This is a genomic window from Massilia sp. R2A-15 (assembly GCF_030704305.1).
In the GTDB taxonomy this organism is placed as follows: domain Bacteria; phylum Pseudomonadota; class Gammaproteobacteria; order Burkholderiales; family Burkholderiaceae_D; genus JAFCUW01.
Map to the genome: position 1 here is coordinate 4,820,581 of NZ_CP131935.1, position 14,326 is coordinate 4,834,906.

A 14,326-nucleotide genomic window follows, 5' to 3' on the forward strand; every position below is an offset into this window, starting at 1 on the left:
GGGCCACGAATGGACTACGCGCTGCTGGTTGCGAACTTCTCCACCCCGGACACCGCCGCCTGGCCGCGCCAGCGCCTGCTGCACGAGTGCCTGCGCGCGGCGATCCGCGGCGGCCAGCTGGCGCCGGGAACGCGGCTGGCGGCCAGCCGCGCGCTGTCGGCGGAACTGGGCGTGGCGCGCAACACGGTGCTGTATGCCTACGACCAGCTGGCCACCGAGGGATACGTCGTGCCGGACCGGCGCGGCACCGTCGTCGCGCCGCTGCGCATTGCCGGCGCCGCGCGCCCAGCCGCCGCACCGGCGAGCCTGTCGCGCCGTTCGCAGCGCCTGCGGCCGTCGGCGCCGCAAGCGAGCCTGCAGGGAGGCTTTGCGCCGGGCGTGCCGGCGCTGGACGAATTTCCCGTCACGCTGTGGCGCCGCCTGCTCGACCGCGCCTGGCGCGGCGTCGATGCGGCCAGCCTCAATTACGGCGATCCCGCCGGGGAGCCGGAACTGCGGCAGGCGATTGCCGATCACCTGCGCGCGGCGCGCGGCGCCGACTGCGTGCCTGGCCAGGTCTTTATCACGACGGGCACCCAGAATGGCCTGGACCTGTGTGCGCGCGCCTTTGCCGACGCTGGCGACAAGGCGTGGATCGAGAATCCGGGCTACGGCGGCGCGCTGGCGGCATTCCGCGCGGCGCAACTGAATGTCATCGGCATTCCGACCGACGAGGGAGGCATCGCTCCGCAGGCGGCAGACTGGCGCCGCCATCGTCCGCGGCTCGTCTACGTCACGCCATCGCACCAGTATCCGACCGGCTGCGTGCTGGGGCTGCAGCGGCGCGCCGCGCTGATCGAGAACGCGCGCGCGGCCGGCGCCCTGATCGTCGAGGACGACTACGACAGCGAATTTCGCCATGACGGACCGCCGCTGCCGGCCATGCAGGGACTGGCGCCGGACGCGCCGGTGGTGTACCTGGGCACCTTCAGCAAGACGATGTTCCCTGCGCTGCGGATCGGGTTCATGGTGGTGCCGGCGGGCCTGGCGCAGCCACTCGATGCGCTGCTGGCCGGGTCTGCGCCGCAAGGGCGGATCGCCGATCAGCGCGCGCTCGCCGAATTTCTGCGCGGCGGCCACTTCGCGCTGCACCTGCGGCGCATGCGGCGGCTGTACCGGCAGCGGCGCGATGCGATGGTCGCGGCACTCGGCCGTCACTTCGGGAATGTCGCCACGATCCATGGTGGCTCGGCGGGCATGCACCTGGCGTTGCAGTTCGACGATTCTTCGATCGACGACGCGCGGGTCGCGGCGCTGGCGCTGGAAAAGGGCATCGTCGCGCACGCGCTGAGCATGCACGCGACGGGTGCGCGGGCGAACGGCTGGAACGGGCTGCTGCTTGGCTATGCGCAGGTACCCGCCGATGAAATCGACGCGAAGGTGGCACAGCTCGCGGCGCTGATATAGCTTGTCGTACCTGCCTTCGCAGGTACGACGGTCAGACCTACGCGGGCAGAATCAGCGTTACCGTCAATCCGCCACCTTCGCGATTGCCCAGCGTGATGCGTCCGCCATGCGCTTCCGCGATCTCGCGCGCCAGCGCCAGTCCCAGGCCCGTTCCGCTGCGCTTGGTCGAATAGAAAGGCACCAGCGCATTGGTCAGCACCGCGTCGTTCATGCCCTGGCCGCGGTCCATCACCTCGATGCGCAGCATGTCCAGCACGCGCGCGATGCGCAGCTCCACCTGCTCCGGCGGAGACCCCGATTCGTGCGCGTTCTTGAGCAAATTGAGCAAGGCCTGCTCCATCTGCGCCGGGTCGATCGACGCCGGCTCGGGCGGCGCGTCTCCGATCAGCCGGAACTTCACCTGCGAGGCCAACTGCGCGATGAAATCGTCCCACGCGCATGACTCGATGCGCGGCGTGGGCAGCTTGGCGAAGCGCGCGTAGCCGAGGATGAAGCTTTCCAGATGCCGCGTGCGTTCCTCGATGGTGGCGAGGATCTGCGGCAGGCGCTCGGTCTGGCCGCGCCGCACCAGCTCCGCACCGGAATGGGCGAGGGATGTCAGCGGCGCCAGCGAATTGTTCAACTCGTGGCTGATCACGCGGATCACCTTCTTCCAGGTCTGCACCTCCTGGCGCCGCAGCTCGGTGGTCAGCTGGCGCAGCAGCAGCAGCTCGTGGCGCCGGCCGTTCAGGCTGAAATTCCGGCGCGCCAGGTGATAGACCTCCTCGTCCTCGCTGTCGCCGCTGGTGAACAGGCCGTCGCCTCCGCGCGCGACCGCCTCGCGCAAGGCGATACTTGACTGCTCAAGTATCTCGTGCAGCTGGTGGCCTTCCAGCTTGCGGCCCTGGTTCAGCAGCTGGCGCGCGGCCAGGTTGGCATACACGATCGCGCGCGCGTCGGCCACGCCTTCGGCCACCAGCAGCATCGCCACCGGCGTGTTCTGGACCATTGTGTCGAGCAGCAGTTCGCGCTGCATCAGGTCGAGGCGCTGCTCGCGCAGCACCTGGCCCAGCGCATTGTGCGCCTGGATCAGGTCGGACAATTCATCGTTCTGCTGCCAGTGCAGGCTGAAAGAAAAATCGCCGTCCTTGTAGCTGGTGACGGTGCCTTCCAGCGCGCGGAACAGCGACAGGATCGGCTGGATCTGTGAGCGGATGGTGATGATCGCGATCGGCACCACGCATACCGCCGAAAGCCCAAAGACCATCAAGGGCCGGCCCGGCAAGAGGTGGTCGAGGCCCAGCGCAATCAGCACCCCCATCGCCGACAGCGTGCCGACGAGCGCCGACCAGCGGGTGACCAGCGAAAGCCGCAAGCCGGGCTTCATCCCGCGCGGGCGATGCCGAGGCGTTCCATGCGCCGGTACAGGGCCTGGCGCGACAGTCCGAGGTCGGCGGCGGCCTGCGCCACCACGCCGTGCGCGCGCGACAGCGCCTGCGCGATGGTGTCGCGGTCGGGCTCCGCGTCAAGCGCCGGCGCGGCGCTCGCGGGCAGGCCAAGGTCGGCGGCGTTGATGACGGGGCCGGCCGCCAGCAGGCTGGCGCGCGCCATCACGTTTTTCAGTTCGCGCACATTGCCCGGCCAGCCGTGCGCCAGCAGCGCCGCTTCGGCAGCGGGCGCCAGCTGCTTGCCGCCGGCGAGGAAGCTGTTTGCCAGCGGCAGGATGTCGCCGGGCCGCGCGGCCAATGGAGCCAGGCGCAGCTCGATCAGGTTGAGGCGGTAGAACAGGTCTTCGCGGAAGGTGCCGGCGCGGATCATCGCCGCCAGGTCTGCGTTGGTCGCGCTGATCACGCGCACCTTGACCTGGCGCTCGCGGTTCGACCCGAGCCGCTCGAAGCGCCCGGTCTCGAGCACCCGCAGCAGTTTCATCTGCCCGGCCAGCGGCAGGTTGCCGATCTCGTCGAGGAACAGGGTGCCGCCGTCGGCCGCTTCGAATTTTCCTTCGCGCGCCTTCGAGGCGCCCGTGTAGGCGCCGGCGTCGGCGCCGAACAGTTCGGCCTCGATCAGCTCGGACGGCAGGGCGCCGCAGTTGAGCACCACGAACGGGCCGTCGCGGACCGCCGAATTGGCCTGGATGATCTCGGCGATGCGCTCCTTGCCCGTGCCGTTGGGGCCGGAGATCAGCACCGGCACATCGGCGCGCGCGACCTGGCAGGCCAGGTGCAGCACGCGCTCGGTGGCCGGATCGCTCCACACCATGCCGCGCAGGTCGAAGTTTTCTTCGAGCTCGTGGCGCTGGCGCCGCTCCTGCTTCACGCGCTGGGCCAGCGCGCGATTGGCCTGTCCCAGTTCAATCAGGTTGGTGACGGTGGCGATCAGCCGGTTGTCGTTCCACGGCTTCGACAGGTAGTCGGCCGCGCCGGATTTGACCAGGCCGACCGCCGCGTCCAGGTGGGTCCAGGCGGTCAGCAGGATCACCGGCAGGTCCGGATAGCGCCGGCGGATTTCGCGGAACAGCTGCTCGCCTTCTTCGCCCGAGGTGGTGTCGGCACTGAAGTTCATGTCCTGGATCACCAGGTCCACGCGCGAGCGCTCCAGCAGCGCCAGGCCTTCTTCCGGCGAAGCGGCGCGCAGGGCGTCGATGTCGTGCAGCGAGAACAGCACTTCGAGTGCGATTGCCACTGCGGCGTTGTCGTCAATGATCAGGACTGTAGGCATGGCCAATAGCATAACATCGCACCGATGCTGTCAGGTACTCCGGGTGGCGGTGGCCGGCGAAATGGTCGCCGCGCGCCAGGCCGGCCCGTACACCGCCAGCGCGCCGAGCGCCCAGAACACGCCCGCGCCGGCCAGCAGGTATTCGAGCGGCAGCCTGGCCATCTCCAGCTTCGACACCAGCAGCTGGTTCAGGGCGATCGCCAGCAGCACGCCGGCCACGACGCCCACGCTGGTGATCATGAAGTTCTCGGTCAGGAAGTAGCGCAGGATGTCGATCCGTCGCGCCCCCAGTGCGCGGCGCACGCCGATCTGCTTGCGCCGCTGGGTGACCCACAGGCTGGCGATGCCGACGATGCCGCTGGCAGTCACCAGCAGCAGCAGGACGCTGACCGTAATGAGCATCCAGGACAGTGCGACGTCGGCGCGATAGCGGTCCTTGCGGTCGTCGTCGACGGTCTTCATCTTGACGATCACCGGCGTGGCAGATGCCTTGCGCAGCGCCGCCTCGGCATCTTTCATCACGCGTTCGCGCTGGCCGGGCTCGACTCGCATCGCGTACATCGTGCCGTAGCCGTTCGCCACTCGCATCGGTACGATCGTCGAGTACTCGCCCTGGTCGCCGATTTGCGCGCCCTGCGACTGCAACCTTTCCAGCACGCCGACCACGCGCGCGCCGTTGGCCTTCTCGCCGGTGCCGAAGTAGAGCGTCTTGCCGATCGCGCTGGTACCCGGCCATGCCTTCTCGGCCAGCGCCCGCGTCACCAGCACGGTTGGCGGGAACACGTCGTCGGCCGCGGTGTCGTAGTCGATCATCATCGCTTCCTGCGGCAGCAGGTCGCGCCCTTCGACGATCTTCAGGCCGAACGTCTTCACCAGCGAGTCGGGCGAAAAATAGAACGAGGAAGTAGTGGTCGGGGTGACCTGCTTGCGATCGGTCGCGACGCTGGTGTAGCTGCCCGACCGGGACATCGGCATCTGCGAGGCGAACGCCACCGACGTCACGCCGGCGACACCGCGCAGGGTATCGGTTTCGAGCTGCTGCTCGGCGAACTGCTCGTTGGCGGTGCCCTTGTGCAGGTGCCGCACGCCGGCGTAGATGAGCGAGCTCTCGTCGGCGATGCCGCTCGCGCGATGCGCCACGGCCTGGCGCAGGTTCACGATGTGCAGCGCGTTGCTGAGGATCGCCAGGCTGATGGCGACCTGCAGCGCCACCAGGATGGCGCCGGTTTTACTGCGCAGCAGCGCCGACAGGATAGGACGGATTTCCATGGTGTCTCCTTACTGCGATTTGAGTTGGATCGCCGGCGTCACCTGGCAGGCGCGCCAGGTCGGGAACAGGCCGGCGAACACCGCCGCCAGCAGCGCCAGCACGAACGTCAGGGCCAGCATGGCAAGGTCCATGTGCGCCACCACCGACAGCTGTTTCGACGACATCGCGATCAGCGCCAGCGCGCCGAACGATAGCAGCAGGCCAAGCACGCCTCCGGCCAGGCCGACCACCGTGGTCTCGATGAGGAACTGCTGGAAGATCTCCTTGCGCGAAGCGCCCAGCGCGCGGCGGACGCCGACCTCGGAGGCGCGCACCGAGAACTTGGCCAGCATCAGGCCGATGGTGTTGACCAGGCAAAGCAGCAGGAAGCCGAACGCCAGCCAGGCCGCCAGGCGGCTGTCGTTGCCAACCACCTTGTTATATTCGAGCCATTCCATGACGTCGAACAGCTGGTTCGGTGCATTGCGCTTCAGGCGCCCGAGCTTGCGCTGGTCGTCGGCGTAGTTGTTCAGGTAGCTTTTGAGTTCGGCGCGGTCGGTAGCGCTTTTGGTCTCGAAGAAGAAGCCTAGCCAGGTGCATTCGGAATCGAGCAGGCCCTGCCAGCCCGGGTCGTGCCGTCCGCTGCAGTTCATGCTGCCGTTGTGGACGAATTCGTGGCGGATCGCCGAGGAGAACGGCAGCATCACATCTTCTTCCGTGCCGAACGCGCCGGGACCGCCGATCAGGCGGTAGAACTTCGGCAGCGGCAGCCAGTTATTGAGCACGCCGACCACCTGGAAATCGAAGCCGGACATGCGGATCCGCTGGCCAACCGGGTTGACCGCGCCGAACAGCTTTTCCGCCATCGCGCGGCTGAGGACCGCGACGTCGGCGCCGGCCCGGTCGTCCGCCTCGCTCCACGCCTGGCCGTACAGGAACGGGACGTCGAACATGCCGAAGAAGTCGCGCGTCGGCGCCAGCCCCTGCGCCGAGATGACCGGCAGGTCCTTGCGCGCCGGCTCGATCGCCGGACCGATGCCGTACAGCGCGGTGCGGCGCTCGCCATGCCCGCCCTTGAGCAGGTTGCTGGCGTCGATGTAGCTCATCTGGTCGAATTCGTGCGCGCTGTCGGCCGGGTTGTAGCCTTCCAGCGGGCCGTTGTCGATCAGCGGCACGAACAGCCGGTCGCTCTTTTGCGGAATCGGATTGCTCGACATGACGTGCAGGATCGTGACGGTGGACACGCTCGCGGCCACGCCGATGGCCAGCGTCAGGATCATCAGCGCGGTCAGCGCGGGATTGCGGCGCAGGCTGCGCACGCCAAGCTTGAAGTAATAGGAGAACATCGCCGCTCCTTATGCGCTGTGGACGGCCGCTTTGGCGTCGAACAGCGACGGCGCCTTGCGCACCAGGTCCGACACCTGGCCGTCGATGATGTGCACGTTGCGCTGCGAGCGCACGGCCAGCTCCGGGTCGTGGGTCACCATCAGGATGGTCGTGCCCTGAGCGTTGATTTCTTCCAGCAGCTCCATCACGCCGCGCGCCATCTGGGTGTCGAGGTTACCGGTCGGCTCGTCGGCCAGCAGCAGCTTCGGCGAACCGGCCAGCGCGCGCGCGATCGCCACGCGCTGCTGCTGGCCGCCCGACAGCTCGGCCGGGTAGTGCTTCATGCGCGAGGCCAGGCCGACTTTCGCCAGCGCGTCCTCGATGCGTTCCTTGCGCTCGCGCGCGTTGAAGCCGCGGTAGCGCAGCGGCACGTCGACGTTATCGAACAGCGACAGGTCGGGAATCAGGTTGAAGCCCTGGAAGATGAAGCCCAGCTTCTCGTTGCGCAGGCGCGAGCGGGCGTTGTCGTCCATGCCCTTGACGTTGACGCCATCGAGCACGTACTCGCCGTCGGTGAATTCCTCGAGCAGGCCGGCGATGTTCAAGAAGCTGGTCTTGCCCGAGCCGGACGGCCCGGTCACCGTGACGAACTCGCCCTGGTTGACCTGGATTTCGAAGCCGCGCAGCGCATGGGTTTCGATCATGTGGGTGCGGTACACCTTGGAGAGATTGGTCATGCGCAGCATGGGACTTCCTTTCAGTGTGATTGTTGTTCTTACTTGTTGATGGAAACGCGCGCGGCGTTGGCAAACGTGTCGGTGCCGGCGATGACGACCTTGTCGCCCGGCTTCACGCCGGACAGGACTTCGACCGCGGAGATGCTGGTGGCGCCCAGCCGGATCGGCGTGCGCACCGCGATCCCGTCCTGCATCACGTAGGCGAAGCGGCCGCCTTCGCTCTCGACGAACGGGCCGCGCGGCAGCATCACCACGTTCGGCTTTTCCTCGATCAGCAGGCGCGCGGACACGCGTTGGTTCTGGCGCAGGCCCTTCGGCTGCTCGCCGTCGAAGCGCACGCGCGCCAGCACCTGGTTCTTCACCACTTCCGGCGACAGCGCCGACAGCTTGCCGGTGGCGCGCGCGTCGCCCAGCTGAATCTCGGCGTTCATGCCCAGGCCGATGTCGGCCACATACGTCTCCGGCACCTCGAGTTCGACTTCAAGCTTGGACAGGTCCACCAGCGTCATTAACGGCGTGTTCGCGGTGACCACGCTGCGGTTCTGCACATTGAGCGTGCCGACGAAGCCGTCGACCGGCGCGCGCACGGTCAGCTCGGCGAAGCGGCGCTGCGCGTTGGCCAGCGACAGGCGCTGGCGATCGAGTTCGTTGACCTTGGTCTTCAAGGCCAGCGCGACGTCGTCGCCTTCCAGCGAGGCCGCCTTGGCCGCGTGGCTGGCGCGGATCTGCGCCGAATTCAGCGCGTCTTTCGCCTTCTGGTAATCGATCTTGGCGATGATGCCGACGTTGGCCACGCTCTCGTAGCGCTCCAGCGTGCGCTGCGCCGACAGGCGGTCGATCTCGGCGGTGTCGGCTTCGCGCTGGGCCAGCAGCTTCTGCTTCTTCGCCAGGATCTGCTGGCGCGCCACTTCCGCTTCGAGTTGCGCGTACGACGACTGCTCGCGCTTGAGCGCATCGGCCAGGTCGGGCGATTCGAGCACCGCCAGCACGTCGCCTTTCTTGACGGTGTCGCCGGCGTGGGTTTTCAGAGTGACGGTGGACTGCGCGGTGGAGTACAGGGTCGGGCTGACGGCGGCGACCACGCGGCCGTTGACCGACGCGTCGCGCACGATGGTGCCGCGGGTGACGTCGGCGATGCGCAGGCGCGCCGCGCTGACCGAAGTCTCGCTGCCGCGCCATGCCGACAGCATCATCGCGGACGCGCCGACGACGGCGATGGCGACAAAGGCCCAGACGGCGCGGCGCTTGAAGGTGTGCGCCGGCGCGGGAGCGATGACGGCGTCTTGGTGTGAGGTGTCGCGGATCATGGGAGCATTGGTGATTGGCAGATGCCAGTCACCAATGCAGGATCCGTGCCAGAGCTTAAGTCATTGATAACACGTTACATTTTTGCCAGGCCGCCGTGTCCGCGGGCGTCCGCGGCGGACACTGTCCGCGTCCGCCAGCGCAGCCACAGCACGGTCAGGCAGGCGATCAGCGCGATCAGGCCGATCCACGCCGCGTACACCACGGGCAGCGACGGCTCGTACCCGGGCGGCAGCTTGACCTCCTGGCCGTTGAAGTCGGGCAGGCCGCCGAAGCGCAGCTTGAAGTACACATTTCCGAGGAAGTGGGCCAGGGCGATATGCACGACGTAGAAGAACATCGGCGTGCGGCCGAACAGCGTGAGCAGCTTCACTTCGCGGATGCGCTCGAACCACGCCAGCAGCGCCAGGCCGATGCTGCCGGTGACGCACAGGTACAGCAGCGACGGCGGGTACTTGTGCACGCGCAGGAAGGACATCAGGTCGAACATGGCGCCGCGGCTTTGCGGCGACCAGGGATCGGGATCGCCGTAGAAGTTACCGGCGCGCAGAGCGACGAAGGCGATCATCAGCACCGCGGCCGCGCCGAGCAGGAAGCGCTGGCGGCGCGCCTGGTCCCACAGGAACACCGGGCCGAGCGCGTAGCCAGCCGCGATCAGGCCAAGCCACGGCATCAGCGGATACATGAACATGACGCCGAAGTGCTCGCCGACCGGCTGGAAGCGCTGGTCGTGCCAGGCTTTCCACAGCCAGCCGGCGGGGTGGTAGTTGTCGAGCAGGTTGTGCGGCAGGATCAGCAGCGCGGCGACCAGCGCGATCGCCGGGCGCGGCAGCCACACCAGCAGCGCGAGGAAGATCATGCCGGCGCCCAGCGCCCACAGCACCTGCAGGATCATGATGTTGTAGCCAAGCTGCCAGCTGAAGCTGATCCAGGTGGCTTCGAGTAGCAGCAGCATCGCGCCGCGGGTGGCGAGGTAGCGCGACAGGGCGGGGATGCCCGAGCCCTGGCCGCGCAGGAAGGCCGAGCTGCCGGCCAGCAGCACGAAGACAGTGGCGCAGAGGTGGGTGATCCAGCGCGTCCAGAACCAGGCAGGCGTGGTGTGGGCCAGGTCCTCCGGCTGGAACGGCGTGAAGCCAAAGAAGTCGCGCACATGGTCGAGCGCCATCAGGACGATGACGAAACCGCGCAGCATGTCGATCGAGACCAGCCTGGACGTTTTTTGCATGGATGCCTCCATTGTCGTTATGGCAGCAGAGTATCATGATGCGCGCACGGGTTCGATCAGCGCTCCCCCCTGAGCGTGTAGATCGGCTTCTCGGTTTCCCCTTTCTCCGCCATCGCAAGTACGCGCTGCAGTTTCGTGCGCTCGGTGTCGTCCTTTGTGGACGACACCAGGTTGCGCAGTATGGCGACGTGCGCCGTCTGCAGCGCCTGCGCCGCGGGCACGGCGATGTCCGGTTTTACGCCCACGTGCTCCCAGTTGGTTTTGGTGACGAAATTGGTCGTGCGCGAGCTCGGGATCGCGACCACGATGCCATGCCCCACGCTGAACGGGCGCACGGGATTGGAGCCGCCGCCGGTGGTTTCACCGACCAGCGTTCCGCGCTTCTGCACCTGGAAGTCATAAGCGCAATCCTCGCCGCCGGAAAAGGTGCGGGCCGAGGTCAGCACGTACACGGGCTTGTCGTAGCGCTGTGCGACCGTCGGCACGGTCCAGATCTGCTCCGTCGTGCCGGTCGGGCGATTGTAGATGTCGATCAGGTGACGCCGGTCGCCGAGCGGGAAGAAATGGCTCATCAGGTAAGCCACGCTGGCCGGACTCCCGCCGCCGTTGCGGCGCAGGTCCAGGATCAACGCATCCGTCCCCGCCATGAGCGACATCGCCGCCGTGTACGCCGGGCCGACGAATGACGTCATGCCGAAGCCGCGCAGCTCGATGTAGCCGACGTTGCCGGGAAGGCGTTCGATCTTCTCGATGCCATAGCCCCAGCGCTCGGTCCGGTCGCGCGCTTCGTCCATCACGGCGCGGCTGGGCAGGTCGGCGTCGTCGCTGACCTCACGGAAACGTTCGTCGATTCTGGCGCCGAAATGCAAGTCGCCGCTGAAGGCGCGCAAGTCCGTCGCCAGCGCCTCAGTGAACGCTTGCGGGCTGGCGGCGGACGCATAGCCGCCTTCGGCATTTTTCCTGGCGATTGCATTGCCGACCCGTTCGGCCACCGCTGGCTCGATGTAATTCGCGTTCATTTTCGCTGCCAGTGTCTGCACGATCTCGGTGCGGTCAAGGGCGGTCAACGCGATGGTCCCCTCCGCCAAAGCCGGAAACGACGCGAAAAACGGCAACAGGGTTCCCACTACGACGCCTGCGACAAACTTCTTTTTGCCTGACATACCTTCCTCCAAGTTGGACTACGAATCGTTTGATAGTTTTCTGTCGAGATGTTGTAGCGCCTCCGCCAGAGCGGGCATATAGGAGCGGCTGGCGCGCAGCACACTGCCGTCGCGCAGGCGCAGCAAGGCGTCCCGGTTCGTCAGCGAGGACAGCTCGGCGATCATGTCCAGCCGCACGATGGACGAGCGATGCACGCGGTGGAACTGGCGCGGATCGAGCCGCATGGCCAGGTTGTGCAGGCGTTCGCGCACCAGCCAGGTCTTGCCGTTCGCATGCAGGGTGGCGTAGTCGCCGTCGGCCTCGATGCGCTCGACTTCAGCGGCCGGCACCAGCACCGTGCGCGATCCGACACGCACGCTGAAGCTGCGCAGCGAAGGGAGCGTCGATGCCGCGGCACGGCCGTGGCCGCGGTAGGGAAAAGCCTGCTGGGCGCGATCAAGGGCTTCGTCGAAGCGTTCGTCATCGACGGGCTTGAGCAGGTAATCGAGGGCGGCCACTTCGAAGGCCTGCAGGGCGAAGCCGTCGTAGGCCGTGAGCAGGATTGCCATCGGCCGCTGCGCCGGCGGAAGTGCGGCCAGCACCTCGAGGCCGGTCTTGCCCGGCATCTCGACGTCGACGAACACCAGGTCTGGCTTCAGCGCCACAATGCCTTCAAAAGCGCTGGCGCCGTCACCGAATTCGCCAACCAGCTCGAAGGCCTCGCGCCGCGCCAGCCTGACTTTGACCGCCAGTCTGGCCAGCGGCTCGTCGTCAACGATAACGACCCGGATGTTCATGCTGCCGCCTCCATGCTGCGAAGTGGCAGGGCGATGCGCACGTGGAAGCGGCCCTCCGTACTCCAGCCTGCGTCCACCTGTTGATCGTCGCCGTACAGGTGGCGCAGGCGTTCCCTGACGTTGGCCAGGCCGATGCCGCTTCCCGCGTGTTCCCGCTGTCGGCCGTCGTTCTGCACGTCGACGCGCAGGCGCGCCCCGGCGCGTTCGACAAGAATGTCGAGCCGCCCGGGAGCGGACAGCGGTGCGATGCCGTGGCGGATCGCGTTCTCGACCAGCGGCTGCAGCATGAGGTAGGGCAGGACGCTGTCCAACAGGTCGGGGCCGGTCTTCATCGTCAGGCGCAGGCGCTCGCCGAGCCGCGCCTTTTCGATGGCGAGGTAGGCGTCGAGCAGGGCCAATTCTTCGGCAAGCGTATGCTCGTGGCGGCCGTCGTGCGCGAGGGTGGCGCGCAGGAAGTCGGACAGGCACGCGAGCATGCGATTGGCTTCACGGTTGGACTGGCTTGAGACCAGCGCGGAAATCGCGTTCAGGGAGTTGAACAGGAAGTGCGGATTGACCTGCAGGCGCAGCGCGCGTAACTCGGCGTCGCGCGCCGCGCTTTGCGCCTGGGCGAGATGCAGGCGGACCTGTTGCAGCGACAGGTAATAGCCCGCCACCGCATGGACCGCGCAGAACGAGATCAGCGCCAGCCAGCAGCTGTCCAGGCCTCGTGTCAGATCGGCAAAGTGGTAGCCCGTCTCCCGGCCGAGCCAGATCCCGAGGGTCTGCCCCAGCAGGGCGTTCACGATGGCCATTGCGTAGGTGATCACCAGCAGAATCGGCCCCATCCGCAGCCAGGACCATTCGCGGCGCCACATGGCCCGTTGCAGCAGCGTCAGCGGAATCAGCCACATCATGCAGGCGACGATGAAAACCGTACGAAAGGCAATGATATAGGCGTGTTGGTAAGCAGGCAGACCGAGGATGACCATGCAGGCGCAAACGGGGAGTGCGGCCAGCACGGGAACGAGCAAGGGCGTTTCGACTTTCATACTGGGTTTCCAGAATTGCAATTTTGCAATTCTATCGTTTCAGTCACCCATCGAATAGAAAGTAAAACGCACATGGAAAGTCCCGAGGCAGGAAAGCTTGCACCTTAGGAGATAGCCGGACGGCGGTCCAGTCAAATGCGCCGACTCGTGCATACCCTGCGACCAGTCGGTTCGTGGCGTCGCAGAAATGCGGAACACTTCATTTCGGATCGGCTGGCGCTGTCAGTTCGCGCGCCGCTCCGGTATCATGCGGGGATGAATCAGATTCCTTTCCAACCGTTTATTATCGGTGTCGCTGGCGGAAGCGGCAGTGGCAAGTCGACGGTGTCCCAGCAAGTACTGTCATCGTTCGGCGCGAATATGGTCTCGGTCGTGATGCAGGACGATTACTACCGCGACCAGTCGGATTTGACGCCTGAAGTCCGCCGCAAGCAGAATTACGACCATCCGCAGGCCTTCGACTGGCCGCTGATGGTGCAGCACGTCCAGGCCTTGCGCAACGGGGAAGCGATCGAGATGCCGGAGTACGACTTCACGATCGACAACCGCTCCAACAAGACCATTCCCGTCAAGCCGGCCCCGGTCATCGTGATCGAAGGCCTGTTCGCCTTGTATGACGCAGACCTGCGCAGCATGATGTCGCTGAAGATTTTTGTCGACACCGCGCCCGACGTGCGCTTTATCCGCCGCATGCAAAGGGATATCAATGAACGCGGCCGCACGGTAGAGAGCATCGTCGGCCAGTACCTGGAAACCGTACGCCCGATGCACAAGCAGTTCATCGAGCCCACCAAGCGCCACGCCGATGTCATTTTGCCGCACGGCGCGAATGTCCCGGCAGTCGACGTGATTACTACCAAGGTCGCGAGCGTCATCGGCCAGATGAAGCTGCTTTGATACGAGTAATCGAGCGGGAGCCGCTCGCTGATTAAGGTTCGTGGCCGGGGACCAAAGCTGGCCCGAAGCCGGCCCTAAGAAATCATTCCCGTTCGGCGCCGGCAATTTCCACCATCCGACGCTCGGGCCTTGGGTCTGTTTCGTGAAATGCTGCGACAAACATCATCAGTACATCGGGATCGATCTGGGTGTGCCCCAGCTCCAGCACCTCCGCCGCAATTTTCGACAGATCGAGCCGTTCCTTAACCTCTGTCGCCTGGTACATCGCCTGTCGGGTAATGCGGCCCAGCTTGAACGCCAGTTCCGCCATCGCTGTCTTCTCGTGATCGTGCATCATTTCTCCTCTGTTGACCGAGTATACCGATTAGACGGCGCTACCTGCCACACGCGCGTGCGCGACGGGTGGCGGATAGGCCGCCTGATGCGATTTGTGACAATCCGAGGATCTATTCGCTGAGTAACTCGCTATCCTG

Annotated in this window: 13 protein-coding genes; 2 read left to right on the forward strand and 11 right to left on the reverse strand. The window is 66.2% G+C overall.

All coding sequences use genetic code 11. The features are described 5' to 3' along the window. Positions 1-9 precede the first annotated feature (9 nt). Positions 10-1,446 carry a PLP-dependent aminotransferase family protein gene (locus Q4S45_RS22225; RefSeq protein WP_305507661.1) on the forward strand — a complete coding sequence of 479 codons (1,437 nt, stop codon included), beginning with the start codon at positions 10-12 and terminating at the stop codon, positions 1,444-1,446. Positions 1,447-1,483: 37 nt separating this feature from the next. Here Q4S45_RS22225 and Q4S45_RS22230 read toward each other — a convergent pair whose 3' ends face one another. The 10 genes from Q4S45_RS22230 to Q4S45_RS22275 all read right to left on the reverse strand — a co-directional run bounded on the left by Q4S45_RS22230 (position 1,484) and on the right by Q4S45_RS22275 (position 12,956). Beyond that, positions 1,484-2,812, reverse strand: a complete 1,329-nt coding sequence (locus tag Q4S45_RS22230) for a PAS domain-containing sensor histidine kinase (RefSeq protein WP_305507663.1) — start codon at positions 2,810-2,812, stop codon at positions 1,484-1,486. Continuing rightward, on the reverse strand, positions 2,809-4,143 hold the full coding sequence (locus Q4S45_RS22235; RefSeq protein ID WP_305507665.1) for a sigma-54 dependent transcriptional regulator: 1,335 nt from the start codon (positions 4,141-4,143) through the stop codon (positions 2,809-2,811). The genes Q4S45_RS22230 and Q4S45_RS22235 overlap by 4 nt, the downstream gene beginning before the upstream one ends. A 30-nt stretch (positions 4,144-4,173) precedes the next feature. Then, positions 4,174-5,412 carry an ABC transporter permease gene (locus Q4S45_RS22240; protein ID WP_305507667.1) on the reverse strand — a complete coding sequence of 413 codons (1,239 nt, stop codon included), beginning with the start codon at positions 5,410-5,412 and terminating at the stop codon, positions 4,174-4,176. A 9-nt stretch (positions 5,413-5,421) separates the two neighbouring features. After that, the gene (locus tag Q4S45_RS22245) at positions 5,422-6,738 is read right to left on the reverse strand and encodes an ABC transporter permease (RefSeq protein WP_305507668.1); all 1,317 of its coding nucleotides are present in this window, start codon (positions 6,736-6,738) and stop codon (positions 5,422-5,424) included. 9 nt (positions 6,739-6,747) lie between these two features. Then, positions 6,748-7,464 (reverse strand): ABC transporter ATP-binding protein, encoded by a 717-nt coding sequence (locus Q4S45_RS22250; protein WP_305507670.1) that lies wholly within the window; start codon positions 7,462-7,464, stop codon positions 6,748-6,750. Between the two features lie 29 nt (positions 7,465-7,493). Next, complete coding sequence (locus tag Q4S45_RS22255) at positions 7,494-8,762, reverse strand: efflux RND transporter periplasmic adaptor subunit (RefSeq protein ID WP_305507672.1); 1,269 nt, start codon at positions 8,760-8,762, stop codon at positions 7,494-7,496. A gap of 74 nt (positions 8,763-8,836) precedes the next feature. Next, entirely contained in the window at positions 8,837-9,985 is a 1,149-nt protein-coding gene (locus Q4S45_RS22260) for a DUF1624 domain-containing protein (protein WP_305507673.1), read from the reverse strand. A gap of 56 nt (positions 9,986-10,041) precedes the next feature. Further along, on the reverse strand, positions 10,042-11,148 hold the full coding sequence (locus Q4S45_RS22265; protein WP_305507675.1) for a S41 family peptidase: 1,107 nt from the start codon (positions 11,146-11,148) through the stop codon (positions 10,042-10,044). A gap of 18 nt (positions 11,149-11,166) precedes the next feature. Then, complete coding sequence (locus tag Q4S45_RS22270; RefSeq protein WP_305507677.1) at positions 11,167-11,925, reverse strand: LytTR family DNA-binding domain-containing protein; 759 nt, start codon at positions 11,923-11,925, stop codon at positions 11,167-11,169. Continuing rightward, a complete protein-coding gene (locus Q4S45_RS22275) occupies positions 11,922-12,956 on the reverse strand; it encodes a sensor histidine kinase (protein ID WP_305507679.1) in 1,035 nt (344 codons plus the stop codon). The genes Q4S45_RS22270 and Q4S45_RS22275 overlap by 4 nt, the downstream gene beginning before the upstream one ends. A gap of 255 nt (positions 12,957-13,211) precedes the next feature. Between Q4S45_RS22275 and udk the strand changes: the two genes are divergently transcribed. Further along, entirely contained in the window at positions 13,212-13,853 is a 642-nt protein-coding gene (udk, locus tag Q4S45_RS22280) for a uridine kinase (protein ID WP_305507680.1), read from the forward strand. A gap of 82 nt (positions 13,854-13,935) precedes the next feature. On the opposite strand, the gene Q4S45_RS22285 is transcribed toward udk, so the two are convergent. After that, a complete protein-coding gene (locus Q4S45_RS22285) occupies positions 13,936-14,190 on the reverse strand; it encodes a hypothetical protein (protein WP_305507682.1) in 255 nt (84 codons plus the stop codon). Positions 14,191-14,326 lie beyond the last annotated feature (136 nt).

What these genes read in the sequence shown, in the direction of transcription:
- Q4S45_RS22255 (WP_305507672.1), bottom strand. Translation starts at nt 8,762, where the DNA reads ATGATCCGCGACACCTCACACCAAGACGCCGTCATCGCTCCCGCGCCG.
- Q4S45_RS22275 (WP_305507679.1), bottom strand. Translation starts at nt 12,956, where the DNA reads ATGAAAGTCGAAACGCCCTTGCTCGTTCCCGTGCTGGCCGCACTCCCC.
- Q4S45_RS22260 (WP_305507673.1), bottom strand. Translation starts at nt 9,985, where the DNA reads ATGCAAAAAACGTCCAGGCTGGTCTCGATCGACATGCTGCGCGGTTTC.
- Q4S45_RS22230 (WP_305507663.1), bottom strand. Translation starts at nt 2,812, where the DNA reads ATGAAGCCCGGCTTGCGGCTTTCGCTGGTCACCCGCTGGTCGGCGCTC.
- Q4S45_RS22250 (WP_305507670.1), bottom strand. Translation starts at nt 7,464, where the DNA reads ATGCTGCGCATGACCAATCTCTCCAAGGTGTACCGCACCCACATGATC.
- Q4S45_RS22265 (WP_305507675.1), bottom strand. Translation starts at nt 11,148, where the DNA reads ATGTCAGGCAAAAAGAAGTTTGTCGCAGGCGTCGTAGTGGGAACCCTG.
- udk (WP_305507680.1), top strand. Translation starts at nt 13,212, where the DNA reads ATGAATCAGATTCCTTTCCAACCGTTTATTATCGGTGTCGCTGGCGGA.
- Q4S45_RS22270 (WP_305507677.1), bottom strand. Translation starts at nt 11,925, where the DNA reads ATGAACATCCGGGTCGTTATCGTTGACGACGAGCCGCTGGCCAGACTG.
- Q4S45_RS22285 (WP_305507682.1), bottom strand. Translation starts at nt 14,190, where the DNA reads ATGATGCACGATCACGAGAAGACAGCGATGGCGGAACTGGCGTTCAAG.
- Q4S45_RS22245 (WP_305507668.1), bottom strand. Translation starts at nt 6,738, where the DNA reads ATGTTCTCCTATTACTTCAAGCTTGGCGTGCGCAGCCTGCGCCGCAAT.
- Q4S45_RS22240 (WP_305507667.1), bottom strand. Translation starts at nt 5,412, where the DNA reads ATGGAAATCCGTCCTATCCTGTCGGCGCTGCTGCGCAGTAAAACCGGC.
- Q4S45_RS22225 (WP_305507661.1), top strand. Translation starts at nt 10, where the DNA reads ATGGACTACGCGCTGCTGGTTGCGAACTTCTCCACCCCGGACACCGCC.
- Q4S45_RS22235 (WP_305507665.1), bottom strand. Translation starts at nt 4,143, where the DNA reads ATGCCTACAGTCCTGATCATTGACGACAACGCCGCAGTGGCAATCGCA.